We start from the raw sequence: 23,839 nt of genomic DNA, 5'->3' as shown, positions 1-23,839 counted from the left end.
AATCGCACCAGGATTTCAATCCACTCAACCTAAACAGGTTGAGACGCGAAGTAATCAGTGGTACAAGTGGCGGCGGATTATTTCAATCCACTCAACCTAAACAGGTTGAGACGCTTACCTCGATATCGCAAAAAATCGTGTGGGAATATTTCAATCCACTCAACCTAAACAGGTTGAGACAAGAAAACCATGTTTTGGTGTCATGTTACAGCGATATTTCAATCCACTCAACCTAAACAGGTTGAGACCGTTATTTCTAAAGGGAAGTTGCCAGGCAAGAGAAATTTCAATCCACTCAACCTAAACAGGTTGAGACATTCTTTGGCAACATGTCTAACATTTAGATTTGCTATTTCAATCCACTCAACCTAAACAGGTTGAGACGGTGTGGCAAGTCTCACGTAGTACCATCAAGAACAATTTCAATCCACTCAACCTAAACAGGTTGAGACAACCATCTTTTGTTTGTGTTGCTGGCGTGTAATTCGATTTCAATCCACTCAACCTAAACAGGTTGAGACTGTACATCTTTAAACTTATCGATTAAAGCATAATCATTTCAATCCACTCAACCTAAACAGGTTGAGACATCGGTAGCCGTTTCGTCCTCGCTTTGGATTTCAATTTCAATCCACTCAACCTAAACAGGTTGAGACGACCTCGTGAAACTTTCTTCGCGAAACCATCGTTATTTCAATCCACTCAACCTAAACAGGTTGAGACCACTTGGCCTTTTGTTGTAAAATTCAATACAACTATTTCAATCCACTCAACCTAAACAGGTTGAGACATTTTTAACATCTAGATTGATAGATGGGGAAATCATTTCAATCCACTCAACCTAAACAGGTTGAGACACTTGCGTACTTTTTCCCTCTGTTCACGAATGAGTATTTCAATCCACTCAACCTAAACAGGTTGAGACTAATACGTAACGCTTTGCCGATTCTAAATAAAAAATTTCAATCCACTCAACCTAAACAGGTTGAGACCGTGCCAAACTTTTCTACTATTTTTCCTGACAAAATTTCAATCCACTCAACCTAAACAGGTTGAGACGGTATCCCATAGATAAAAACAAAATCGATGATGTATTTCAATCCACTCAACCTAAACAGGTTGAGACGATATCGAAACAACAGAAGAATCGTTGAAAACGCTACCTAAAATTTAAGTTCTTAATAATGTTTTTTTAATTTTTCAAATATACCCTATAAATATCTATACACACATATTATATAAATAAATGTTTTTTTGTCAAACATTAGCAAGCGCTTTCTTATTTGTGAATCACGAACACCTTTTTGAAAGGTTTTAACTACATCTAAAAATAGAATACAAATCATACAAATATTATATTAAGTTGTTAAGACTTTTTCACTTTTCTAAATAAAGATATAAAATACTCCGTTGAGAATGACAATTACTTTATAAAAATTTAGTTTGACAAGATTTTTTCAAAAATAAAAAGACCTTTCTATTAACAATAAATAGAAAAGTCTTTTTCAATTCACTTAGAAAAATAGAAAAACATAATTAATTTTCAATCCACACATCACTCTCTCAAGCAACGTGACGTTTTACCATTCAAAAAAACCGCTGAAACCTACGGTATCAACGGTTCAAAAAACTTCTTTACTTAACAGCGTCTTTAAGAGCTTTACCTGGTTTGAATGCAGGTACTTTGCTTGCAGGGATTTGAATCTCTTCACCAGTTTGTGGGTTACGTCCTTTACGTTCTGCGCGAGTACGTACTTCGAAGTTACCAAAACCGATCAATTGAACTTTTTCACCGTTAGCTAAAGCTTCTTGAATTGTTGAAAATACCGCATCTACTGCTGCAGTTGCGTCTTTTTTTGTTAAGCTTGTTGCTGCTGCAACTTTTTCGATTAATTCTGCTTTGTTTGCCATGGATGGTTTCACCTCCTGAAAATTGTTTTGATGTCTTACTTTTCACACAGTTGAGTGGTCCAACTGTGTAGTAAATATTGACTTAACCCATCAATATTATGATATAACGTTATCACATGAACCTTGTAATATCAAGGATTTTCGCATTTTTATACCATTTTTTTTCGTTTCTATTGTTTCCTTTGTCAAACACTGAAAACTATGGTAAAATCTTTATTTTCTTCTACGAGAAATGATTCGAATTGGCGTTCCTTCAAAGGTAAAAGCCTTCCTAATTTGGTTTTCTAAGAAGCGTGAATAAGAGAAATGCATCAGTTCTTCTTCGTTCACAAAAACAACAAAGGTTGGTGGTTTGATTGCTACTTGCGTTGAGTAGAAAATCTTCAAGCGACGGCCTTTATCTGTTGGTGTCGGATTGATTGCAACTGCATCCATGATCACATCATTTAATAATGCTGAAGGGATACGCATGCTTTGATTTCTACTTACTTCTTCAATCAATGCTGGTAATTTATTTAAACGTTGTTTCGTTTCAGCTGAAACAAAAATAATTGGTGCATAATCTAAATACTGGAATTCATCACGAATTTTTTCTTCAAATGCTTTCATTGTATGGGTATCTTTTTTGACAAGGTCCCATTTATTAACGACAATCACCATACCACGGCCAGCTTCGTGCGCATAGCCTGCAATACGTTTATCTTGTTCGCGAATGCCCTCTTCGCCATTAATGACGAATAAAACAACGTCGGAGCGTTCAATCGCTCGCATCGCCCGCATTACGCTATATTTTTCAGTACTTTCGTAGACTTTTCCGCGTTTACGCATTCCAGCCGTGTCAATCATAATAAATTTTTGACCGTTATCATCAACAAATTCTGTATCGACCGCGTCACGCGTTGTTCCTTCGATATCAGAAACAATCACACGCTCTTCTCCTAAAATGGCGTTGATTAATGATGATTTACCGACATTGGGACGGCCGATTAAACTAAATTTAATAATGCCTTCTTCTTCCGGTTCGATTTCTGTACTAAAATGTTTTACTGCTTCATCTAAGACATCACCTAAACCTAAACCGTGGCTTCCAGAAACTGGATAAGGTTCGCCTAGTCCTAATGAATAAAATTCAAAAATATCATTACGCATTTCTGGATTATCGACTTTATTCACTGCTAAGATGACTGGCTTATTACTCTTGTATAAAATTCGTGAAACAAACTCATCTGCGTCTGTCACGCCTTCTTTTCCGCTTGTCACAAAAATAATGACATCTGCCTCATCAATCGCAATTTCTGCTTGGTGCTTAATTTGTTCCATAAATGGCTCATCGCTTAAATCGATTCCGCCTGTATCAATAATACTAAATTCTCTACCTAACCACTCACCGGTAGCGTAAATTCGATCTCTTGTAACACCAGGAATGTCTTCTACAATAGAAATACGTTCTCCAGCAATACGGTTAAACAAAGTCGATTTACCTACGTTTGGACGGCCGACAATGGCAATAGTTGGATTTGACATGTTAATCCCCCGTTATTTTTTATTTTCACCAGAAGGGATCGCTCAAATCTCCTTCTCCTGACTTTCAACTAGTCTAGTTTACCTAATGATAATGAAACTTGCAAGTATTCCACAAAAAAAGAGCCGTGATTTCTCACAGACTCTTCATTATTCTTAATCTTCTTGGCTTTCTTTTAAAGCATCGCCTAAAATATCACCCATTGTAAAGCCTGTAGACTCTTCTGGCATTACATAAGTGTCTTTAGCAACTTCTTCTGGTTCTTCTTCTTTAGCTTCTAAGGCTTTGATACTTAAAGCAATTCGGTGTTCAGTTGGATTCACTTCTAAAACCTTCACTTGAATTGTTTGGCCTTCTTGTAAAACTTCATGTGGTGTTGCAATGTGTTTGTGCGAAATTTGAGAAATATGCACAAGTCCTTCAACTCCTGGGAAGACTTCTACAAAGGCACCAAAGCTCGTTAAGCGTTTAACCGTTCCTTCTAGAACAGTACCTACAGCTGCTTTGTTTTCGATGTCTGTCCAAGGTCCAGGCAATGTATCTTTAATTGATAATGATACACGTTCAGTTGTTGGATCGACAGAAAGAACAGATACTTGTACTTTTTCGCCAACTTTTAAAGCGTCGCTTGCTTTTGCAATATGCGTATGCGCAATTTCAGAGACGTGAACAAGTCCATCGACGCCACCTAAATCAATAAATGCACCGAAATCAGTTAAACGAGCAACAGTTCCTTCGATTTGGTCGCCTTCTTTAATTGAAGCTAACAATTCTTCACGTTTTGATTCTTTCTCAAGCTCTACAACTGCTTTATGAGATAAGATCAAACGATTTTCAGATGGTTCGATTTCAATAATTTTGAAAGTCATCGTTTGACCTTTGTAGCTTTCAAAATCATCAACAAAGTGATCTTCTACCATGGATGCTGGTACGAAACCACGTACACCGACATCCACAACTAAACCGCCTTTGACAACATTTGTAACTGGTGCTTCAATGATTTTATCATCTTTAAAGTCTTGTTCAATTTCTTCCCAAACCTTTTTCGCATCTAAGCGACGTTTTGACAATAAGTAACTGCCGTTTTCTTTATCTTTCCCAATAGCAGAGATTACAACTAAATCAAGTACATCTCCAACTTTAACTACTTCATTAATATCCTCAACAGGTAAAGTTGATAATTCTTTCATTGGAACAACACCTTCAACACCTGCACCTTCAATTCCGACAACCGCTTGTTTGTCCTCAATTGCTAGTACCTCGCCTTTAACGATATCCCCAACATTTACTTCTTGGAAATTGCTCAATGCCGATTCCATTGTTTCATTTCCAGATTCCACATGATTGTTTTCAAATTCTGTCATGACTAGTGCCCTCCTACCAACGATTTCTATATTTTTACAACTCACATAGTAAGTGTATGCTATTCTTAAGAAAAAATAAAGCGATTTCTTGCGTTTTCGTTAAAAAGAATTGATTTTTTGGACAATTCTCTCATTTATCACTAATTTAAACTTTTATTTAATTAAAGCTTGTTTATGCTCGACGATTTCTTCAATCCTTTTTACCACTTCAGCAATGGATAAACCAGTTGTATCGACTAAAAATGCATCCTTTGCTTGTTTCAATGGTGAAACTTCTCGAGTAGAGTCTAGGTAATCTCTTTGCTCAATTTCTTTTTTAAGTGTTTCAAAATCAGTTGCAATCCCCGCTGCTTGATTTTCTTTAAAACGACGCTCCGCACGTTCAAGGACACTCGCCACTAAAAAGATTTTTACTTCAGCATTAGGTAAGACTGCCGTCCCAATGTCACGACCGTCCATTACAACTCCCCCATTTTTAGCAATTTCTTTTTGGACTTCGACTAATTTCTCACGGACACCGGACCAGGCAGAAACTTCCGAAACACCATTTGTGACATCATTTTGACGAATCGCCTCGGTCACTTCTTGCCCAGCTACAAAAACTTTTTGTCCTGCAACGGTTTGTTCAAAAGAAATGGGATAGCGCTCGACTAAGTCCACTAAGCCTTCCTCATCAGAAAAAGAAATTTTATGTTGGATAGCTAAATAGGTTACGCTACGATACATTGCTCCTGTATCAGTATAAATATATCCGTAATTCTTAGCTAAGATTTTGGCAACGGTACTTTTTCCTGACGAGGCCGGCCCGTCAATGGCTATGTTAATTTTATTCATTTGTATACTCCTTGTTTATCTAATTTACGCGAAAAAAACCGCCGCGACGGTTTTTTATCGAATCCTTAATTGTTGTCCTGGTGTTAAGAAGAAATTATCTGCTGTCATACCGTTTAAGCGATACAACTCATCGACAGAAATCCCTGCACGTGCTGCAACGTTATTTGGTCCTTCACCCGCTAACACCTCAATGTAATCACCTTCCGCATTTTCAGGCGTTGTTGGTGTTTCTGGTGTTTCCGGCGTTTCAGGTACCGTAGGCGTTTCCGGTTGTGCTGGTGGTGTAACTGGTTGTTCAGATGATTGCGTTGATTCTTGTGTTTCTGAACTCATTGAAGTACTTGACTCTGTGCTGCTTGATTCTGTTTCTTTTGTCGTACTTTCAATTGTCGAGCTACTTGATTCAATCGTTGATTCGATCGTCGGTGCTGTTTCAGGTTTATTTTTTTGGAATAAAACCCAAGCACCCGTTCCAATTGGGATTGCTACGATTAAAAAGATCAAAATTAATACAATCGTCAAGAAAGTTGTATTGGATTTTTTACTATTACGCTTGGCAGAACGTGAGTAAGTCTCTTCACCTTCTGTATCGTAGATGGGTTGTTCCCATGGCTCATTCATCTCATTCTGTTGATTTTTGTTCTTGTTTTTTCTGCTCACTGCTTTACCCTCCCACTCTCTTATCGCCGTATTATACCATAGAGAAATGAGTCATGTCTTACAATTTTAAAAGCTTTTTTATTCTTTAAACATTCTTTGTAAAATTGCTTGCCAATCCTCTTCATTTTTTATAATCTCAAAAGGTTCTACGGATTTATCTGGTATTGTTGCACCATGAAAATCACAACAAATCGATTCCTCAAGGTTATTTTCACCCATTGCCGCTAATAAAAAAGCTCTGCGACACCCTGGGGTCTCTATATACTGTAACATTTGTTGTAGTTTTTTTTGTTTCTGATGCTCATTTTCTTTTAAGGCATCGAGAAAAAGGGACATGCCTTCTCTTTTTCCTTGTTGATGCCATTTCAACTGAAGCTCATCAAAGACGTTTTCGACTTTCATCCCTAACATTTGTTCGAAATGCTCGCGTTTTTCCTGATTCGACTGATGAAAAAACCGATGAATTTGTTCATCTCCCGGCTGATAAAGTAATAAACTATAACTTTGTTCTTGATCGCGCCCGGCCCGGCCGATTTCTTGAATGTAGTTTTCCATACTATCTGGCAAATCGTAATGAATCACGTAACGAATATCACTTTTATTAATGCCCATCCCAAAGGCATTCGTCGCTATTAAAATGTGCAATTCCTGATCGTGAAACTGTTTTTGTAAAAGCGATCGTTGCTGATAGTCTAAGCCCCCATGATAATAACCGACAGAATAAGTAACTTTTAACCTATCATACAATCGCTCAACTTGTTTGCGGGTTGCACAATAAATAATGGTCGCACCGGCAATTTTTTTTAATGTTTCTTCTAAAACAGCTTCTTTATCCGTCGTTTTTTCGACAAGTAAAGCGATATTCGAGCGATTAGCGGATTGTCTGAATACAATCGTTTTCTCCCCAATTAAAAATCGTTTAATATCCGCTTCGACTTGCGCATTAGCGGTCGCAGTTAAAGCTAATGTAACCGGATGATTTAATTCGGCTTTTATTACGCCTAAGTTACGATATTCTGGTCGAAAATCAATGCCCCATTGTGAGACGCAATGCGCTTCATCCACGACAAAGAGAGCAATTTTTTGTTGCTTTAAGCGTTGTAAGACATGCGGCTGTGATAACATTTCAGGACTTAAAAAAAGAAACTTAAATTGTTCCAATCGTTGCAAAATATAAGCTTTTTCAAAGTCTTTTAGTGTCGAATTCAAGGCGACTGCTCGTTTTTCCCCGAAGGATAGTAGCGAACTGACTTGATCTTCCATTAAAGAAATCAAAGGCGCCACAATCACTACGAGTCCCTCTTGTAAATACCCGGTCAATTGGTAACAAAGGCTCTTACCATTGCCGGTCGGTAAAATCCCTAACGTATCGTTTTTCATTAATAATGATTGAATAATTTCTTTTTGGCTTTCCCGAAACGAATCATAACCAAAATATTTTTTCAAGGCTTGTTCTAACATCACAATCCTCTTTTCTGTTTAATTTGATACAAACGCAGCTCAAAAAAAGAAAAATCTGATTCCCCTAAGAGTTCTTTATACGAATAATTCCAAGAATCCGCCGGTAAATGACGGAATTGTTCAAAAGCTTCCGCTGAAATTAGCTGTTCAAAAGGAAATCTCGGATCAACAAAAGCCCATTCAATCAAATGATCATGCAATGTTCCCGGACGAATGTGACGTTTGTGGCAAATTTCTTCGACCGAATTACCTGACAGAAACATTTCTTGCGACAATTGTGCACTTTGGTTCGCATTAGCCAATAAAATGGGTTGAACAAATTGGTACAGTAAAAAATCCGGATGTAGCTCTAATTCAGTAAAAAAACGATGGCGCATTGCTGATAAGTATAACTGGTTCCAAGGAAATTCTTGAACCTCATTTGGTAACAGCTGGAAAAAAGCCGCACCATTTTGTTGAAAACCAATCAGACTTCGTGCTAAAAAATCAGCATTTTCTTGCGATAGTGCTGAAAATAAGCAACTTAATTCCTCGAAAATGCGCTGATTGAGCTCACTCTTATGATTGCTCACAAACTGACGCGTTTTTGCTAAATAGTAGGGTGAATTTTCAATCGGTAAATAGTGCTTACTCTTACCTAAATAAGAGGCTACTTGAACTAAAAATTGAATCAAACGCCAAACTTCGCTTTCTTTTTTACCATAGCGATAATAGTCAATTGTCTGAATAAAAGTCGGGGTTTCGATTGAATCCTCTGTTATGAGTTGCCAATAATTCGATTGGCTTGAGACACATTCAATCTTTTTTTCAGCTTCCAATTGTTTTAAATGAAGCGTTAATTCTTTTTCCGTTAATTTAGGAAAACTACCAAAATAAGGTAATAAATCATTAAAAAAAGCGTAACTTAACACCGATGTCGTTCGTCTACCAATTAGTAGCTGATAGAGCGTCGTCGACTTTAACTTGTGGTTTTGTAGAAATAAGGCTAAAATAAATGTATTCATTTGGACCTCCAGAAAGTGGTGATACGATGCCTCAATTATGTAAAATTATCCCTGAACGCTGTATTGCATGCGGTCTTTGTGCCGTTTATGCTCCTGATACATTCGATTACGACGACGAAGGAATTGTCCTGTTCGCCCAAGATCCAAGCGCGCATCAGCAGTTTATTTCAGAAGAAAATGCCAACCAGGTACTTTTAGCATATCAAAAATGCCCGACTCGTGCCATTGTTATTGAGAAATAATCGCTTTTATTGATATATTTATTTACGCAAAAAAGCTGGAGACTGTCATTTCTTTGACAATCCCCAGCTTTTTTGATTTAAATCGATTGGTGTTTATTAAAATGTTGTTTACGAGCTAACCATGGTAATAATTTAGCATGTAATACTAAGAAGACACTCGTTACGATACTGCCTTTAATTAAATTAAATGGCAATACCCCAATTACAACATAACTTGCTAAACTCATTCCTAAGAACTGATCTGACGTAACACCAAAGAACATTAGGTATAACGGTGTGATTACGAAATAGTTTGCTATGCTCATGAGTAAACTCATTGCTAAAATGCCAATCGTTGTCCCAATTAATTTATTAAATTTCGCTGTTCCACGTCGGAAAAAATAATAAATTGGTAAAGTAAAGACGACCGTTGCAATAAAACTTGCCACGTCACCTACAAGGTTTTGCGGTGAAAGTCCAGTCGTAATCGTATGTAAAGTTGAACGAATCAACGCCGTTACAACACCCGCTAAGGGCCCGTATAAAAACATACTCAACAAGACGGGAATATCACTGAAATCGACTTTTAAGAAAGGAAACATTGGTAAAATTGGGAAAGCAATAAACTGTAAAACTAACCCCATTGCTGCAAACATTGACACCGACACCATTTTTTGAACTTTGTTACTCATTTTAAAATCCTCCTAATTTGTTAGGAATCATCTTCAAACGTCCTTAGTACTGCGATTTACAAAAAAGATACCCTACTTTTCTCTACAGAAAAATAGGGTATCCGAGATTGTATGCAAAAGCAATCTAAATACGCCCTATCTTCTCTTATCCAGACTGTACTGTCGGTATTGGAATTTCACCAATTCAGCCACTTTTTAATTAAAAAAAGCAGGTCGTGGACTATAACCACCGGTCGGGAATTTCACCCTGCCCTGAAGACGAACCTTATATTTTTTTATTACATTTCTAGTATACCTATTTTTGTGAAAAATGCAACTAGTTTGAATTCTGAAAATTATTTACTTTTTTTCGCAAGATTTAATAGTTGGCTCACTTCTTTTTTAGATAGGATACGGTAATCTCCTGGTCGTAATTTTTCTAACGTTAAATCGCCGTATTTTTCACGTTTTAATTTTTGAACAGGTAGCCCCACTGCATTTAACATGTTTTTAACTTGATGGTTTTTCCCTTCATGAATGGTTAATTCCACAATACTTGTACCTGACGTAATATCATTTGATAAGATTTGGAATTTAGCAGGTGCCATTTTTTGACCTTCTATTTTGATGCCCCGTGTTAATGGTAAAAGTTGTTTGTTTTCTGCTTTCCCTTTAACTTTAGCCACATAAACTTTATCGATTTCGTATTTTGGATGTGTCAATTTTTGTGAGAAATCCCCATCGTTAGTTAAAATCAATAAACCAGACGTATCATAATCTAAACGTCCCACAGGGTAAATACGCTCGCGAACACTCGGGAAGAAATCCGTTACCACTCGACGGCCTTTATCATCAGCAACGGCTGAGATTACACCTCTTGGTTTATAAAACAAGTAATATACTGGCTCTTCTTGATAAATTGGAATATCATCGACAGCAATTTGATCTTTCCCACTGACTTTTGTTCCTAATTCTCGAACAATTTTTCCATTAACTTTTACTCGACCGGCAAGAATATATTCTTCGGCTTTTCTACGTGATGCCACACCTGCATGCGCCATGACTTTTTGTAATCTTTCCATTTATTCGTCTCCTTCATTTTCGGACTGTAACGATTCATTTTTAAAACGATCAAAAAATAAATCTTTGGGCATTTCATCAGACAATTCTTTTTCCATTTCTTTAATATCTGGTAAATCATTCATCGATTTCAAACCAAAATAATCCATAAAGTAATCCGTTGTACCATACAAAATCGCACGTCCCGGTCCATCGACTCGCCCTTGCTCTTTGATTAACTGTAAAGCAGTCAGACGTTGAATTGATCCAGATGATTTGACGCCTCGAATTTGTTCCACTTCAATTCTAGTGATTGGTTGTTTATAAGCAATGATCGCTAGTGTTTCAACTGCAGCTTTTGATAATCGGTTGGACATCGGTGATTGCGCGTAACGAGTCAGTAATGGCGCAAATTCTTTTTTTGTGGTTAAAATGAATTGGTTGCCTACTTCTAAAATTTGCAATCCTCTTGTTTGATTTGTTTCATATGAGTGATTCAATTCTTGAATTAACGGATAAACGCTTGCCGTAGTTATTTCTAGTAAATAACTTAATTCCTCTAGCTGTATCCCTTCATCCCCAACAACAAATAAAATCGCTTCTAATTCACTTAATTTATTCATTTGGTTCTCCTATTGCATAAAGCATAATTTCATCATAATTTTCTTTTTGTTCGACATGAACTTTTTTATTTTTCATCAATTCTAGTAAAGCTAGGAAAGTTGTAACCATTTCATTTTTACTATACGTCATAAAAAGTGAGCGTAACGCTCGACCTTGATGACGTTCTAATTGTTGAATTTCTCCTTCTATCCAAGCCATTTTTTCTTTAATCGTCGCGGTTTCCGTTGCGATTGTTGTTTGTGTCGGCGTATTTTGTTTTCTTGTTTCTAACATATGATGGAAGGCTAAAAACAAATCTACTTTGGTCAGCTGATTACTGGCTAATGAAGGCTCTTCTTCTTGCTTAAATTGATCAACGTTCATCGGATCTTTCGTCAAATATTGACTACGTTCTTCCGCTTTTTCAGCTAAACGATCGGCAACGTATTTATATTTTCGATATTCCAACAACTGATTAACAAGGGCCTCGCGTGGATCTTCTTCAAAAAAATCTTCTTCTGGTTCATATTCAATATCAACAATCGGCAACAAGGTTTGGCTCTTAATTGCCATCAGTGTTGCAGCCATGACTAAGTATTCTCCTGCAACACTCAGTTCAAATTCTTTCATTGTTCGAATGTATTTCATATATTGTTCCGTCACTTCGGCAATCGGAATATCATAAATATCAATTTCTAATTTCTGAATTAAATGGAGTAATAAATCAAGCGGACCTTCAAAAATATCTAATTTAATTTTAATTTCTTGCATCTTGTCACCTTCTTGTCTCTCTTAGGCTCTTGGGAAATATTGTTTATATACTTCTGTCATTCGTTTTTTCGAAATATGCGTATAAATCTGAGTCGTTGAAATATCCGCATGACCAAGCAATTCCTGAACCGTACGCAAATCTGCTCCATTTTCTAATAAATGCGTGGCAAAGCTATGGCGTAATGTATGAGGGGTTACATTTTTATGAATGCCAGCTTCACGAACAAGGATTTTTAAATTTTTCCAGATTCCTTGTCGACTTAAGCCCGTTCCTTGACGATTGACAAATAAATGGGTTTCATCGGGTTGCTTAGCTGTTAAAAATGGCCGAGACTCTTCCAAATAACGAGTAATCCAATCAATCGCTAAATCACCCAAAGGGACGATTCGCTCTTTATCACCTTTACCAATCGTTTGTAATAATCCCATGCTCAAATGCAAATCTTTCAACTCTAAGTTTACTAACTCGCTCACCCGTAAACCTGTCGCATAAAGTACTTCTAAAATTGCACGATCACGGATACCTAATATTTCGTTTGTATCCGGTGCTTCAATTAATTGCTCCACTTCGGATAAACTTAATGTATCCGGCAATCGTTGGGCTTTTTTAGGCATTTCAATATGCTGCATCGGATTATGATCCGTATACCGCTCTTGTCGTAAAAATTGATGAAATTGTCGTAGACTAGTAATCATGCGGGCAATCGTTGCCGCTGATTTTTGCTCATTTTTCAAAATCTGTAAAAAATCAATCACTAAAAAACGATCAATACTTTGCCAATCAGTCATTTGCTGTTCAGTTAAAAAAACAAAATAGCGTTCCAAATCTCTTTGGTAGTTGGTTTTGGTATTTTCGGCTAAGCCGCGTTCAATCGTTAAATAGTGCAAATATTCTTCGATTTGCTCTCTCATGTCTTCACCCACTCTCAACTCCTTATCATACCAAATTTTCACCCTTTCGAATAGTTCACAAAAGAAAAAAGCGAAAACTTCTCATTAGAGTCGGTTTTCGCTTTTATTTTTTTTTTGGCACTCTCGACAAATCCCATGAAAAGTTAAGCGATGATCTTTAACAAAAAAAGAAAAATCACGTTCAACAATTTCTTCGACGTCTCTTAATAAGTCTTCTTCAATTTCTTCAATATTTCCACACTCTAAACATAATAAATGATGATGGAAATGGGTTGCGCCTTCTTTTCTTAAATCATAACGGGCAACGCCATCGTCAAAGCTAATTTTATCGACCACTTTAATATCCGTTAAGATTTCAAGTGTCCGATAAACAGTCGCCAAACCAATATCTGCATTTTTCTTTTTAACAAAGAAATAAATTTCTTCTGCTGATAAATGGTCCTTTTCATTTTCTAATAAGACTAATAAGGTCGCTTCTCGTTGAGGAGTTAATTTAAATCCTGATTCATGTAATTGTGTCTTCGTTTTCTTTAAAGAATCTGTAATATTCATTTTTCTCTCACCCTTATTTATAATGATTCTAATGTATAATCTTTGTACACAAGAACTATTATAAAGTAGCGACCTCAAATTAACAAGCGAACAACAGAAAACTTTTCATATTAAGCATTTTTCATTCTCAATTAGATACACAATGAGAATGCTATTTATCTTCAAGTTCAATTATTGATTTTCTTCTACCATTTCGTTGTCTGAGTTTTTAATATCATCCGGGAATCTCGCTGTGTCAAAAACTTCTTGATTTAATACATCAATATAAGTGACATCCATTTGAATTTCTTCTTCTGTTCGACCATCTAATACCTGATAGAATAATGAATAAAAGACTAATCCCAACACACCAAAACCATCAAAACTATTTTCAAAAGCCTCTCGATCAACAGAGACTTTCAGATTTCGCAATTTTTTATCAAAAGTCAATTCTTTAAATGAAGTAAAGTTTTCGTCATTCAATAATTCGTTAATAACGTCTTCAGCACCTGTCTGCATTTCTTGCAACATTTCCTTATGCTTAGCTTTACTCATTGTAAACGTGATTGAACCATCTGCATTTTCAACTTTTTTTGAAATACCGTTCTCTTTATCCTCATCGGTTAATTTTAGCACCTCACCCATTTCTTCGCCTTTTTCAACGAACATCGCTGGCAAAGTAACTTCGACATTTAAAAGCTTCTTATCTACCTTAATAGATTGTTCAGCTGATTGATTAACCTCTTCTATCTTATCTTCGCCTTGAGACGAATGATTCGTGCTACCTGCTTCAGAACTACAAGCACTAATCATAAGAAAGAGACTCGTTAGTACCAACAAACGCAAACATTTTTTCATAATACCCTCCCAATTTCGGACTAAAAATCAGTCGAATTAATCAATGCTTTCTTCTGCTTTTTGTGTTAAGCGCGTAATCCCATCTTTTTGTTCAATTAAGCGTTGTTTCATTAAATTCCCTAAAGCACGTTTGAATTGCCCTTTACTAATACCAAACATTTTTTGAATATCTTCTGGTGCTGACTTATCAGTATAATTCATTTGATGTTCAGGCGCTCTTGTTAAGAAGGCTAAAATCATTGACGCATCATCGCCAATTGCTTCGTGTGCTCTTGGCTTTAATGAGATATTTAGCACCCCATCTGGGCGCACACCAATCACACGACCTGAAACTTCTTCACCTAGACGCGGTTCTTGATAACGCTCAGACGGATGAATAAAGCCTAAGTAGTTATCTTCTGTAATGATGAAGCTTCCGACCATTTTTAAACGGTAAACCATCCCTTTAATATCTTTATTTAAGAATGTCTCATCTCCAGCACGACCCATGGCTTGGAAGAATTTCTCATCGGCAATTGTGCCCCATAAACGATCTTTGTCATCGACTTTCAAGGCGATCATCAATTTGTCACCTTTTTTAGGCCATAATTCGCGCATTAAAGGCAATTCGTCTGAAGATACGGCAACGTCTTTATCTTTTAAGCCGATATTAACGAATACACCCAAATCGCGACGTGAATCGGTCACTTCACCAATGGCATATTGGCCTTTACGACTTTCTGGTAAAACCGTCGTCAAACGCCAGTCTTGATTTTGATTTTGATAAGCAAAACCTTCGACTGCTTCGCCTAATTTATGCTCGCCTTCTTCTTTATCTAAGCGAAAAGTTATGCCCTCTTTTTGGACAAAGTAAGCTTTTTCGTTTTCATCGATAATAATACCGCTAAAAATCGATCCTGTTAATTCTTTCATATTTATTTCCTCATTCCTTCTAGATTTATCCGATTAAGCGAATAAGTGCTATTGTTATAATACCTGTAATCACAATCTTCATCAAATCTTTTGTATAATATCCGACTAAAAATGTGGGAATACAAGCAAGTGTTTCTTCTAATTTTAATCTTGGTAGTCCCCCGTCTTCGATTGTTAACAAACTTTGGAATAATAAAGCCGCTAAAATACATAATGGCAAGTAATCTAACACTTGACGAAAACGTGGTGAAAAGGTGACATTTCTTGAAATGACGAACGGTAAAATTCGTGGTAGCCATGTAACCAACCCCGCACCTAAAATTAATAACCAATAATTATTTGTCATTCATTATGCCTCCAATCGTTGCACCAATGATTGTCGATACGATGACGGCAAATTCTGGTGTTGTCCAAATCATTAATAAATACAAACTAGCGCAGACACTAATTAAAACAAGGATTGTTTTCTTAACACCTCGTTTTAATTCTGCTTCCATTTGAAATAGAAACAAACCTAAAAACATTGCTACTAAAGCAAAATCCAAGCCAAAATTTTCTGGACTTGATATGAAACGGCCGAGTATCCCGCCTAAAACAGTGGAAACCACCCAAACTGCATAAGCTAATAAATTAAGGCCGTTCATCCAAGGAACACTAATTGGACGATTTTGTCGCGTATATGTCGTTAACACCCCATATGATTCATCCGTTAAGAGCGAACCGATGCCTATATTTTCAAGCAAACCCGCTTTTTGAAAATAAGGAGCCACCGAAAGACTCATTAAAAAATGACGTAAATTAATAAAAAAGACTGTCACTATAATCGATGAAATTGGCGCTTGAATTGCCAACATGCCACAAATAATAAATTGTGCACTGCCGGCATAAACAATCAATGACATCAAAAAAATTTGAAAGACACTTAAACCAATTCCTTTACCAACAACTCCCATGGCAAAACCAATGCCTAAATAACCTAGAATAGTCGGGACACAAGCCTTAACCCCATCGCGAAACGATGGCTTGAATTCCGAAACTTCCATTAAAAAACCCCCTTATTTTTCGTGATAAGTGTATTTACCTATCATATCGAAAATAAGAGGGTCTCACAAGTATTTAATTAACCGCCATTTCCTTTAAAATAACCTGTTTTGGCATTAATCGTGACTAAGTACGTATCACTCTTCGATGCATTTGTTGCATATAAATGATAGTAGCCTTCGCCATTTTCAATTCTAGCGGGTACGACGTAAAAACGACCAGCAACAATATTTCCACGACTCATTAATGTATCAATGACTTGATCATAGACACCTGGTGCCCAAACCCAAGCCGGATTATTTACATCATTGATATCACTTTGACGCGAACTAATAATTGGTTGATTGTTCCGATTCGTTGGTGTGTTTGGACTTAAGATTTCTGAAGCCGAATATTGTTGTTGAAGCGCTGCTTGACGCTCTTCTTCTGCTTTTTTCTCAGCAGCAATACGTGCAACTTCTTTTTCTTGCTCTTCTCTAGTAGCGAGTGCCTTTTCAATTGGTTTTAATTGATTTTGTAACGTTTCTTTCGTTGAAATATCAAATAATTCATCAACTTGTTTCTTAGCCATATCAAAGTCTTTACGCGTTAAGGCTTTATCCAGTTTTTCATCTTGATAAAAGCGGCTAATGTCCTCAACCGCTAATTTAGCAGATGTTACTTTTTGAACTTCAATCTTCCCATACTGTAAGGCTTCATTAAATAATGTGGCAAAGGATCCTTCACCAGAAATGTTTTCTATGACAATTGGGCTTTCATCTTTGATGTGAACATCTTGAACTAATTGATTGCCGACAATGATTGGTGCCGTAAAATAACTGTTCAAGCTTTCAATTTTGGTTAATTTTGTATATAAATCTTGAACGATTGGATCAATTTCAGTATACGCTTCTTCTGAACGATACGGTTCTAATTTTTTTTGCGTCTCTTTTAACATCGCTAATGTTTTATCTGGTTTGACAAATTCGTGGTCATCAGCTAAATAAAAATCAAGTAATTGTGCCTTCGCTTCTGTCAGCTCGCTATCAATACGTAATTGTTCTTGACGAGCAGCTTCAGCCTTTTGTTGGGCATCATAATACATCCAGCCACCACTGGCTACTGCAATTAGGCCTGCTGCCGTTAATGTATATATGAGTTTTTTTCGGTTTTTTTTCAGCGATGGTATTGGTTGATCAGAAACAGTCGCTTCTGATTTTGATTCTACTTCTGATTCGTTTAAAATGATATCCGAAGTGACTTCATCTATCGGCTCTTCTCTTACAATCACTGGTTCTACTTGCTCAGCTACTTCGACTTCTTCCACAACTTCTACCGACTCAACTGTCTTTTCAGATTCAGCCTTTTCCTCAAATTGTGAAATGAGCGATAACGCTTTATCAATTTCTGAAATGTGTGAATCTTCGATAACCGCTTCTTCACTAACGGGTGCCGTTTCAGTCAGCTCAACAGTTGGCTCTGAAATTTCTTCACTATCTTGTGAAGTCTCTGATTTCGCTTGGTTCGCTAACTCATCCGTCGATTCCGTTACTTTAAGCATTTCTTCTACTTCGACAGCAGACGCTTCTTCATTTGAAGTTATTTCTTCTGTTATTTCTTCTGTTATTTCTTCTGCTTTTTCTTGATTTTTTTCAATCGCTGCTAAAAGCTCATCTTCTGGTAAACCTTCGCGATGGCGACGAATATAGGCCGCCAAAATCGGGTTATCTGACAGTTCATCTTCTTCAATTGAAGCAGAATCGTTCGTCTCTTTTTCTTCTTTTATCGGCTCAGAATCACCTTCGACTGAAACTTCTTCTGCAACTGGTTCTTCCTCTTCTTCAATAACCTCGTTAAAATGTTCCATCACGGAACCTAAGGGTATGTCTTGATAGTTTGACCAGTTAATATTATCGTTGATTTCCTCAACTACTGGTTGAGTCGTTTGAATTTCTTCTGAAACATTTTCGTTTAATTCTGCTCCACAATTTGGACAAATCAATTGATCCTGTATGGGCTCGAATTCACAATGAGGACATTTTTTTATCACATTCTTGACTCCTTTTTCATTATACAGAAATAAATCTAACATAATTTCTGCAATTATAAAAGACTTATTCGATTACGTTTACATTAAGTTCCATTGAGTACCCACTATTTAACTGTAAGCTATCATAAGAAAAAAGACTGTGATCAAGGACCACAGCCTTTTGAAACTTGTTTATTCTAAGAAGTCTTTTAATTGTTTTGAACGTGATGGATGGCGTAGTTTACGTAAAGCTTTTGCTTCAATCTGACGAATCCGTTCACGAGTGACACCGAAAACTTTGCCGACTTCTTCTAAAGTACGTGTACGACCATCATCAATTCCGAAACGCAAACGTAAAACATTTTCTTCACGATCAGTTAATGTGTCTAAAACATCTTCTAATTGCTCTTTTAGTAATTCATAAGCCGCGTGTTCTGCTGGACTTGTTGCATCGCGGTCTTCGATGAAATCACCTAAGTGCGAGTCATCTTCTTCACCAATCGGTGTTTCTAATGAGACTGGCTCTTGTGCGATTTTTAGAATCTCACGAACTTTTTCAGTTGGTAAATCCATCTCTGCACCAATCTCTTCTGGTGTCGGTTCGCGTCCTAAGTCTTGTAGTAATTGTCTTTGGATACGAATCAATTTATTAATTGTTTCAACCATATGAACTGGAATACGAATGGTTCTTGCTTGGTCAGCAATCGCACGTGTAATTGCTTGACGAATCCACCATGTTGCATAAGTCGAGAATTTAAATCCTTTACGGTAATCGAATTTTTCAACAGCTTTCATTAATCCCATATTTCCTTCTTGGATTAAATCTAAGAACTGCATGCCACGACCAACATAACGTTTCGCAATACTTACAACTAAACGCAAGTTCGCTTCCGCTAGTTTTTGTTTTGCTTCTTGGTCGCCTTCCTCGATTTTTAAGGCTAAAGCAACTTCTTCTTGCGCTGTTAATAAAGAGACACGACCGATTTCTTTTAAGTACATACGAACAGGATCATTGATTTTGATACCTGTTGGGGCAGATAAATCTTCATGTGCCGTTTTCTTTTCTTCTTTTTCATCTTTTTTCAAACTATGAATAGAAGGTTCCCCATTTTCATCAACAACGCTAATGCCTGCATCTTCAACTTTTTGAATCAGTTGATCCATCGCATCTGCGTCTAATTCATAAGGTGTTGCCAATTGATTTGATAACTCATCATAAACGACTTGACCTTTGGGTTTATTTTCTTTAATAAATGCTACGACCGCTTTATCGTAGGCTACTTTCATTTCTTCTGACATGAGAGAAGTCCCCCTTTATTGTGCTACTGCTTTTAGTTGCTTTGTTAAATTAATAATTTCAATCGCAAGTTCCAATTCTAACTGTTGGTTACCGGTTTGACTCGCCATTTGTTGCTGCAGTCTTTTTGCTTGAATTTCTTCTAACAGCGTTGATTTTTGAAGCATGCGTAACAAGTCTTGTAACTCTTGCTCATTGCTCTCCTTAGGAACATTCAAACTAGCGATTTGGATAACGAGTTGTCTCAATTCTTCCTTTTGTAAAAAATCTAAAAAACGGGCGACATCAAATGTTACTTCCGTTGCTAAATACGTATCGAATAACAAATACAATTCCTGATAGTTCTCATGTGGAAAATTGACAGGATAATTTTTGAATCGCTGATTAAAACCTTCTTCATTAAAAAGTCGGTATAAAAGTAATTCTTCCGCCTTTTCAATTTGCGTTTTTTTGCGATGAATCACAGGTTCGGTATAAACCTCTTGCGGCGGTTCTATCGCGTTTGGTCGATTGGCTAATCGCTGTTGACGATTTTGCTGTTTGATTTGGCGCAATTGTTGTTGCAAGGCTTCTCGGCTGACTTTAAATTCAGTTGAAAGCTGCGTTAAGTAGCGATCTTGTTCAATTAAGGAATCGACTGCGACTAATTCTTCCAAAATCATATCCAAATAATCCAGTTGCTCTTTATCATTGGCTAAGTTTCGATTCAATCGATGGTAAGCCATTCTAAAACTAAAGACCGTCTCGCGACCGTGTTTAGCCAGCTTAACAAATGCTTCTGCTCCGTATTTTCGAATATAATCGTCCGGATCTAAACGCTCTGGAAAACTCAAAATCGCAATATTTAAACTACTAACTTCCTTGACTAAATCGATGCCTCGATTTGTCGCTTCAATCCCGGCATTGTCCCCATCATAGGCAAAAACAACACTTGATGATAAACGCTCAATCGCAGCCACTTGCTGGTGGGTTAAACTTGTTCCCATCGTCGCAATCCCATTTTGAATTCCTGATTGCCAAGCCGCTAAAACATCCATAAACCCTTCAAATAAAATTGTTTCGCCTTCTTTACGAATCGCCCCTCTAGCTTTATCTAAGTTAAAAAGGATTTCACGCTTATTAAAGATTTCTGTTTCCGGACTGTTCAAATACTTGGCTTGATTCTCTGCTGAAAAATCTTCTGTTTCGAACCAACGTCCTGAAAAGCCAATCGTTTTCCCTTGTGGATTACGAATCGGAAAGACAATTCTTTGGTAAAATCGATCAAGCAAGCTTCCATCGTCACGTTGAACAAATAAGCCTGAATCAGCTAGCGGTCCCATCGAAAGTTCTTCATTTTGAAAAACTTTTTCTAAAAACTCTCGTTGAGCAGGCGCAAAACCAATCTCATATTCGGTAATAAGTTCTTCCGTTAATCCGCGCTTTAATAAATAATTAAGTGCAGCTTCCCCCATCGCAGTATTCATCAATAAATGATGATACACTTCGGCGGCTTTTTCATGTAATGTAATCAGTTGTTTTGTTTTTGAAGAGTCACTTGATTCGAAAGACTTTTGTTGAAATCTCTCATCAACTGGGATTTGTTCAATTTCGGCCACTCGAAAAACCGCTTCAGAAAAACTTAAGCCTTCAATTTCTTCCATAAAGCGAAAAACATTTCCACCTCGACCACAACCAAAACAGTGATAAAACTGTTTATCTTCTGCGACAGAAAAGGAAGGCGTCTTTTCATTATGAAACGGGCATAATCCGGTGTAATTATGACCACCTGATTTTTTTAATTGAACGTATTGACCAATAATCTCGACAATATTTGTACGACTACGAATATCATCAATCACTTGCTCTGGAATTCTCGCCACAGTTGACTCACCTCCTGGGAGTAATGTTCAGAAGCTTGTCTTTTTATCGGTAAAAAATCGCACTAATCAATATCAGCGCGATCTTAAAAACAGACAGTTTTTTACATATTCCATCTTATCATAAATGTCAAAATTTTCAAGTCTTTTGCATAGTCGTTTTCAAAAGACCTGAATTAAGAAATTATTTTTTCCAATTCTTGAAAAAACATGATTTTTTGTTGGTTCCATCGAACTTTTTCGGCATAGAACATGTTACCGCCATTATGGTATAAGTAACCACCATTGTGTAACAAGGCTGAGGTGTGCCAGTAACGATAACGCGTGTGCGTCGTATTTCCTAGTTGCGGCGCCAAGATATCACCTGAATACTGATCGGCCAAATCGACGGTATTGATTCCGCCGTTTTCGGCAATATAGTAAATATAATCCAGACCAAAATTATAGGCCTGAACCGCGGTCCATAGATCAACTCCGTTTTCCTGCCCTAATATCAGGGCTTGTGCAAAGTACTCGACTCCTTGTTGGATACTATCTTCAGCAACCATCATTTTACCGGCTTCCCCATAAGCACTTTCCGAACTTTGCATGGGATCGTCACCTAGGCCTTTTGATTCGGTGTAAATCATACTTAAAATGATTTCTTTATAAGAATCCAAACCATACTCTGTGACTTTTTGACTGACTTTTTCTTCGAGTACCATTACTTGTTGATACTCTCGATAATTCTTTATAAAAAGATACGATGTCCCACCAAGAAAAATAAAAAATAACAGTATGAAAAGACGGAATAAACGTTTTTTTCTTTTTCGTACTCTCATGACATCCCACCTCTTTACTGACTTTCAGCCTACTATTTTTCTTTCCATGAAACCATTTATTGTTAAAAATAAAAAGAATTCTTAAGTTTTATAGTTTATTTTGAATTGCTTCAATATTTTTAATCATGACTGATAAGGTACCATCTGGGTTATTCACAAACTCAATCAAATCTGGATTGCGATAGACCTCTACTGGAACAATCAATTCGATACCATTTGATAATTTTAATTTCTGCTTGCTAAATTTCTTTTCCGAAATTTCTTTCACTTCTTTAACCATTTGTTTTTGTTCGACAAATCCTTTTTCTACAACTTCCGCTTGAAAAGCCAGTTTGGCTGACACATTGTCTTTAAAGGCTTTTTCGGCAATTTCTTCAGTATCAATATAACCTGACTCTTCAATGGTTTCAAAGACCGCCTCTTGTACATTGGCTAATACATCATAAGTAGGCGTTTCAAATTTATCACTTAATTTTTTAGCCACTTTTTTTATCACATTCATGTTTTCATCAAGTGACGGTAACGGTACAGATTCAATCACCTCTTGCGAAAAATACAAGCGTTTATCACCAGAAAAAGTATATTTTTTTTCAATGAGTTCATACGATAAATCCGACAATTTAATCGTGATGCCCTCATCTGGTTTTTGTGTTTTTCCAGCTAAAATAGCACGATTTAAAATCAATTTATTTTCTAATCCTTGATCATCTAATTCCGTAAAGTGCGTATACGCTTCTTTATAGTTCACTTTAATGAACGCGACTTGTGTCTCAGCCTCTTCTTCATATAAAATAACGAAAACATCGCTATTTGGCGCATCTTCACTATTTTTATAAAATTGATACCAGTGATTCACGAACTGCTCGCTAAAGGCGACGAATTGCTCTTGCGCCATTGGTAGCATGCGACTAATTTCAGAATCTTCAACTAGCGTTCCCGTTTTTGTCTGAGCACTCGATAGCTTACTAATTTTCTTCGTTAAATATTCTCTAATAAATTCAGCAGTTAAATCAAGTTCCACTTGGGAAAAAACTGGATCTCCCGCTTCTCGATCAATTAAATGCAAGACTGCTTTTTTTAAATAAACATCCATTTTACTTTCGACTCCTTTGTCTAACTAATACAGTATACCTAAATTTTTTTAAAATGAAATCCTCCTTTTGATTTTTTTACATTTCACAGAGTATGGTATAATCAAAAGAGCAAATATGAAAATGGAGGACAGGATGAATGACTTTCGATCAATTAGAAACATTAAGTGATGAGGTTAAAACAACGTTCCAGCCTGAGTTTATCTTCCTTATTTTTCCAGATAAGGTGCAACATTTTCCTGCACGTGATTGGCAAATCGGACAATTTCAGGACGCATTAACACAACATCTAGGAGCAAACTATCAACTTGAGACATGGAACGGGATGGTTGTTGCTCGCTCTCGTCAAAAAGAAGTTCTTGCTGTATTACCCAGATTTCATGATTTAACAGAATTAACGCTTAAAAAATCAATTGATTCTTAGAGTT

Annotated in this window: 24 protein-coding genes, 1 CRISPR repeat array and 1 riboswitch (1 of these 26 only partly in view); of the genes, 2 read left to right on the top strand and 22 right to left on the bottom strand. The window is 36.8% G+C overall.

The genetic code is table 11. The features are described from left to right. Window positions 1-1,126: a CRISPR direct-repeat array (repeat unit 33 nt; unit sequence ATTTCAATCCACTCAACCTAAACAGGTTGAGAC); it reaches 1,003 nt to the left of the window's first position. Window positions 1,127-1,635: 509 nt separating this feature from the next. The 7 genes from ACFO3L_RS02010 to ACFO3L_RS01980 all read right to left on the bottom strand — a co-directional run bounded on the left by ACFO3L_RS02010 (window position 1,636) and on the right by ACFO3L_RS01980 (window position 8,756). Beyond that, window positions 1,636-1,911: an HU family DNA-binding protein gene (locus ACFO3L_RS02010; protein WP_204654232.1), complete on the bottom strand. Its 276-nt coding sequence runs from the start codon at window positions 1,909-1,911 to the stop codon at window positions 1,636-1,638. A 213-nt stretch (window positions 1,912-2,124) separates the two neighbouring features. Further along, window positions 2,125-3,435: a ribosome biogenesis GTPase Der gene (gene der, locus ACFO3L_RS02005; protein ID WP_379963306.1), complete on the bottom strand. Its 1,311-nt coding sequence runs from the start codon at window positions 3,433-3,435 to the stop codon at window positions 2,125-2,127. Window positions 3,436-3,588: 153 nt separating this feature from the next. Further along, window positions 3,589-4,797 carry a 30S ribosomal protein S1 gene (gene rpsA / locus ACFO3L_RS02000; protein WP_379963304.1) on the bottom strand — a complete coding sequence of 403 codons (1,209 nt, stop codon included), beginning with the start codon at window positions 4,795-4,797 and terminating at the stop codon, window positions 3,589-3,591. Window positions 4,798-4,950: 153 nt separating this feature from the next. Continuing rightward, window positions 4,951-5,631 carry a (d)CMP kinase gene (cmk, locus tag ACFO3L_RS01995; protein ID WP_379963302.1) on the bottom strand — a complete coding sequence of 227 codons (681 nt, stop codon included), beginning with the start codon at window positions 5,629-5,631 and terminating at the stop codon, window positions 4,951-4,953. A 54-nt stretch (window positions 5,632-5,685) separates the two neighbouring features. Beyond that, window positions 5,686-6,291, bottom strand: coding sequence for a LysM peptidoglycan-binding domain-containing protein (locus ACFO3L_RS01990; RefSeq protein ID WP_379963300.1), 606 nt, complete (start codon window positions 6,289-6,291; stop codon window positions 5,686-5,688). A gap of 78 nt (window positions 6,292-6,369) precedes the next feature. Next, window positions 6,370-7,752, bottom strand: a complete 1,383-nt coding sequence (locus ACFO3L_RS01985; protein ID WP_379963298.1) for a RecQ family ATP-dependent DNA helicase — start codon at window positions 7,750-7,752, stop codon at window positions 6,370-6,372. Continuing rightward, window positions 7,752-8,756, bottom strand: coding sequence for a helix-turn-helix domain-containing protein (locus ACFO3L_RS01980; protein WP_379963296.1), 1,005 nt, complete (start codon window positions 8,754-8,756; stop codon window positions 7,752-7,754). The genes ACFO3L_RS01985 and ACFO3L_RS01980 overlap by 1 nt, the downstream gene beginning before the upstream one ends. A 26-nt stretch (window positions 8,757-8,782) precedes the next feature. Here ACFO3L_RS01980 and ACFO3L_RS01975 point away from each other — a divergent pair, with 26 nt between their 5' ends. Continuing rightward, a complete protein-coding gene (locus ACFO3L_RS01975) occupies window positions 8,783-8,998 on the top strand; it encodes a ferredoxin (protein WP_379963294.1) in 216 nt (71 codons plus the stop codon). A gap of 77 nt (window positions 8,999-9,075) precedes the next feature. Here the strand turns inward: ACFO3L_RS01975 and ACFO3L_RS01970 are convergent, their stop codons facing one another. The 15 genes from ACFO3L_RS01970 to ACFO3L_RS01900 all read right to left on the bottom strand — a co-directional run bounded on the left by ACFO3L_RS01970 (window position 9,076) and on the right by ACFO3L_RS01900 (window position 23,413). After that, a complete protein-coding gene (locus tag ACFO3L_RS01970; protein ID WP_379963292.1) occupies window positions 9,076-9,669 on the bottom strand; it encodes an ECF transporter S component in 594 nt (197 codons plus the stop codon). Between the two features lie 133 nt (window positions 9,670-9,802). After that, window positions 9,803-9,933, bottom strand: a riboswitch (FMN riboswitch). Between the two features lie 71 nt (window positions 9,934-10,004). Continuing rightward, window positions 10,005-10,730 (bottom strand): pseudouridine synthase, encoded by a 726-nt coding sequence (locus ACFO3L_RS01965; protein WP_379963290.1) that lies wholly within the window; start codon window positions 10,728-10,730, stop codon window positions 10,005-10,007. Beyond that, the gene (gene scpB, locus ACFO3L_RS01960; protein ID WP_379963288.1) at window positions 10,731-11,330 is read right to left on the bottom strand and encodes an SMC-Scp complex subunit ScpB; all 600 of its coding nucleotides are present in this window, start codon (window positions 11,328-11,330) and stop codon (window positions 10,731-10,733) included. After that, window positions 11,323-12,081, bottom strand: coding sequence for a segregation/condensation protein A (locus ACFO3L_RS01955; RefSeq protein WP_379963286.1), 759 nt, complete (start codon window positions 12,079-12,081; stop codon window positions 11,323-11,325). Before ACFO3L_RS01955 ends, scpB begins: the two co-directional genes overlap by 8 nt. A gap of 21 nt (window positions 12,082-12,102) precedes the next feature. Beyond that, window positions 12,103-12,993, bottom strand: coding sequence for a site-specific tyrosine recombinase XerD (xerD, locus tag ACFO3L_RS01950; protein WP_379963393.1), 891 nt, complete (start codon window positions 12,991-12,993; stop codon window positions 12,103-12,105). An 84-nt stretch (window positions 12,994-13,077) separates the two neighbouring features. After that, entirely contained in the window at window positions 13,078-13,545 is a 468-nt protein-coding gene (gene fur, locus ACFO3L_RS01945) for a ferric iron uptake transcriptional regulator (RefSeq protein WP_379963284.1), read from the bottom strand. Between the two features lie 171 nt (window positions 13,546-13,716). After that, window positions 13,717-14,382 carry a hypothetical protein gene (locus tag ACFO3L_RS01940; RefSeq protein ID WP_379963282.1) on the bottom strand — a complete coding sequence of 222 codons (666 nt, stop codon included), beginning with the start codon at window positions 14,380-14,382 and terminating at the stop codon, window positions 13,717-13,719. A 36-nt stretch (window positions 14,383-14,418) separates the two neighbouring features. Beyond that, window positions 14,419-15,294: a CvfB family protein gene (locus ACFO3L_RS01935; RefSeq protein ID WP_379963280.1), complete on the bottom strand. Its 876-nt coding sequence runs from the start codon at window positions 15,292-15,294 to the stop codon at window positions 14,419-14,421. Between the two features lie 25 nt (window positions 15,295-15,319). Continuing rightward, a complete protein-coding gene (locus ACFO3L_RS01930; RefSeq protein ID WP_379963278.1) occupies window positions 15,320-15,640 on the bottom strand; it encodes an AzlD domain-containing protein in 321 nt (106 codons plus the stop codon). Beyond that, window positions 15,630-16,337: an AzlC family ABC transporter permease gene (locus ACFO3L_RS01925; protein ID WP_379963276.1), complete on the bottom strand. Its 708-nt coding sequence runs from the start codon at window positions 16,335-16,337 to the stop codon at window positions 15,630-15,632. The genes ACFO3L_RS01930 and ACFO3L_RS01925 overlap by 11 nt, the downstream gene beginning before the upstream one ends. A 77-nt stretch (window positions 16,338-16,414) precedes the next feature. Further along, on the bottom strand, window positions 16,415-18,364 hold the full coding sequence (locus ACFO3L_RS01920; RefSeq protein WP_379963274.1) for a cell division site-positioning protein MapZ family protein: 1,950 nt from the start codon (window positions 18,362-18,364) through the stop codon (window positions 16,415-16,417). 171 nt (window positions 18,365-18,535) lie between these two features. Further along, complete coding sequence (gene rpoD, locus ACFO3L_RS01915; RefSeq protein WP_379963272.1) at window positions 18,536-19,642, bottom strand: RNA polymerase sigma factor RpoD; 1,107 nt, start codon at window positions 19,640-19,642, stop codon at window positions 18,536-18,538. Between the two features lie 15 nt (window positions 19,643-19,657). Further along, window positions 19,658-21,502 carry a DNA primase gene (gene dnaG / locus ACFO3L_RS01910; RefSeq protein WP_379963270.1) on the bottom strand — a complete coding sequence of 615 codons (1,845 nt, stop codon included), beginning with the start codon at window positions 21,500-21,502 and terminating at the stop codon, window positions 19,658-19,660. Window positions 21,503-21,675: 173 nt separating this feature from the next. Further along, window positions 21,676-22,320 carry a lysozyme family protein gene (locus ACFO3L_RS01905; RefSeq protein ID WP_379963268.1) on the bottom strand — a complete coding sequence of 215 codons (645 nt, stop codon included), beginning with the start codon at window positions 22,318-22,320 and terminating at the stop codon, window positions 21,676-21,678. 88 nt (window positions 22,321-22,408) lie between these two features. Further along, a complete protein-coding gene (locus ACFO3L_RS01900; RefSeq protein ID WP_379963267.1) occupies window positions 22,409-23,413 on the bottom strand; it encodes a nucleoid-associated protein in 1,005 nt (334 codons plus the stop codon). Window positions 23,414-23,550: 137 nt separating this feature from the next. On the opposite strand from ACFO3L_RS01900, the gene ACFO3L_RS01895 reads away from it, so the two are divergent. Next, complete coding sequence (locus ACFO3L_RS01895) at window positions 23,551-23,835, top strand: hypothetical protein (protein WP_379963266.1); 285 nt, start codon at window positions 23,551-23,553, stop codon at window positions 23,833-23,835. The last annotated feature ends 4 nt before the right edge of the window (window positions 23,836-23,839 follow it).

Origin of the sequence: Enterococcus eurekensis, from assembly GCF_042654605.1 — a bacterium.
Taxonomy (GTDB): Bacteria; Bacillota; Bacilli; order Lactobacillales; family Enterococcaceae; genus Enterococcus_I; species Enterococcus_I eurekensis.
This window is presented reverse-complemented; position numbering and strand designations above follow the sequence as displayed.

Excerpts from the sequence above, each read along its gene's own strand:
- ACFO3L_RS02010 (WP_204654232.1), bottom strand. The coding sequence starts at position 1,911 with ATGGCAAACAAAGCAGAATTAATCGAAAAAGTTGCAGCAGCAACAAGC.
- der (WP_379963306.1), bottom strand. The coding sequence starts at position 3,435 with ATGTCAAATCCAACTATTGCCATTGTCGGCCGTCCAAACGTAGGTAAA.
- rpsA (WP_379963304.1), bottom strand. The coding sequence starts at position 4,797 with ATGACAGAATTTGAAAACAATCATGTGGAATCTGGAAATGAAACAATG.
- cmk (WP_379963302.1), bottom strand. The coding sequence starts at position 5,631 with ATGAATAAAATTAACATAGCCATTGACGGGCCGGCCTCGTCAGGAAAA.
- ACFO3L_RS01985 (WP_379963298.1), bottom strand. The coding sequence starts at position 7,752 with ATGTTAGAACAAGCCTTGAAAAAATATTTTGGTTATGATTCGTTTCGG.
- ACFO3L_RS01980 (WP_379963296.1), bottom strand. The coding sequence starts at position 8,756 with ATGAATACATTTATTTTAGCCTTATTTCTACAAAACCACAAGTTAAAG.
- ACFO3L_RS01975 (WP_379963294.1), top strand. The coding sequence starts at position 8,783 with ATGCCTCAATTATGTAAAATTATCCCTGAACGCTGTATTGCATGCGGT.
- ACFO3L_RS01970 (WP_379963292.1), bottom strand. The coding sequence starts at position 9,669 with ATGAGTAACAAAGTTCAAAAAATGGTGTCGGTGTCAATGTTTGCAGCA.
- ACFO3L_RS01965 (WP_379963290.1), bottom strand. The coding sequence starts at position 10,730 with ATGGAAAGATTACAAAAAGTCATGGCGCATGCAGGTGTGGCATCACGT.
- scpB (WP_379963288.1), bottom strand. The coding sequence starts at position 11,330 with ATGAATAAATTAAGTGAATTAGAAGCGATTTTATTTGTTGTTGGGGAT.
- ACFO3L_RS01955 (WP_379963286.1), bottom strand. The coding sequence starts at position 12,081 with ATGCAAGAAATTAAAATTAAATTAGATATTTTTGAAGGTCCGCTTGAT.
- xerD (WP_379963393.1), bottom strand. The coding sequence starts at position 12,993 with ATGAGAGAGCAAATCGAAGAATATTTGCACTATTTAACGATTGAACGC.
- fur (WP_379963284.1), bottom strand. The coding sequence starts at position 13,545 with ATGAATATTACAGATTCTTTAAAGAAAACGAAGACACAATTACATGAA.
- ACFO3L_RS01940 (WP_379963282.1), bottom strand. The coding sequence starts at position 14,382 with ATGAAAAAATGTTTGCGTTTGTTGGTACTAACGAGTCTCTTTCTTATG.
- ACFO3L_RS01935 (WP_379963280.1), bottom strand. The coding sequence starts at position 15,294 with ATGAAAGAATTAACAGGATCGATTTTTAGCGGTATTATTATCGATGAA.
- ACFO3L_RS01930 (WP_379963278.1), bottom strand. The coding sequence starts at position 15,640 with ATGACAAATAATTATTGGTTATTAATTTTAGGTGCGGGGTTGGTTACA.
- ACFO3L_RS01925 (WP_379963276.1), bottom strand. The coding sequence starts at position 16,337 with ATGGAAGTTTCGGAATTCAAGCCATCGTTTCGCGATGGGGTTAAGGCT.
- rpoD (WP_379963272.1), bottom strand. The coding sequence starts at position 19,642 with ATGTCAGAAGAAATGAAAGTAGCCTACGATAAAGCGGTCGTAGCATTT.
- ACFO3L_RS01905 (WP_379963268.1), bottom strand. The coding sequence starts at position 22,320 with ATGAGAGTACGAAAAAGAAAAAAACGTTTATTCCGTCTTTTCATACTG.
- ACFO3L_RS01900 (WP_379963267.1), bottom strand. The coding sequence starts at position 23,413 with ATGGATGTTTATTTAAAAAAAGCAGTCTTGCATTTAATTGATCGAGAA.
- ACFO3L_RS01895 (WP_379963266.1), top strand. The coding sequence starts at position 23,551 with ATGACTTTCGATCAATTAGAAACATTAAGTGATGAGGTTAAAACAACG.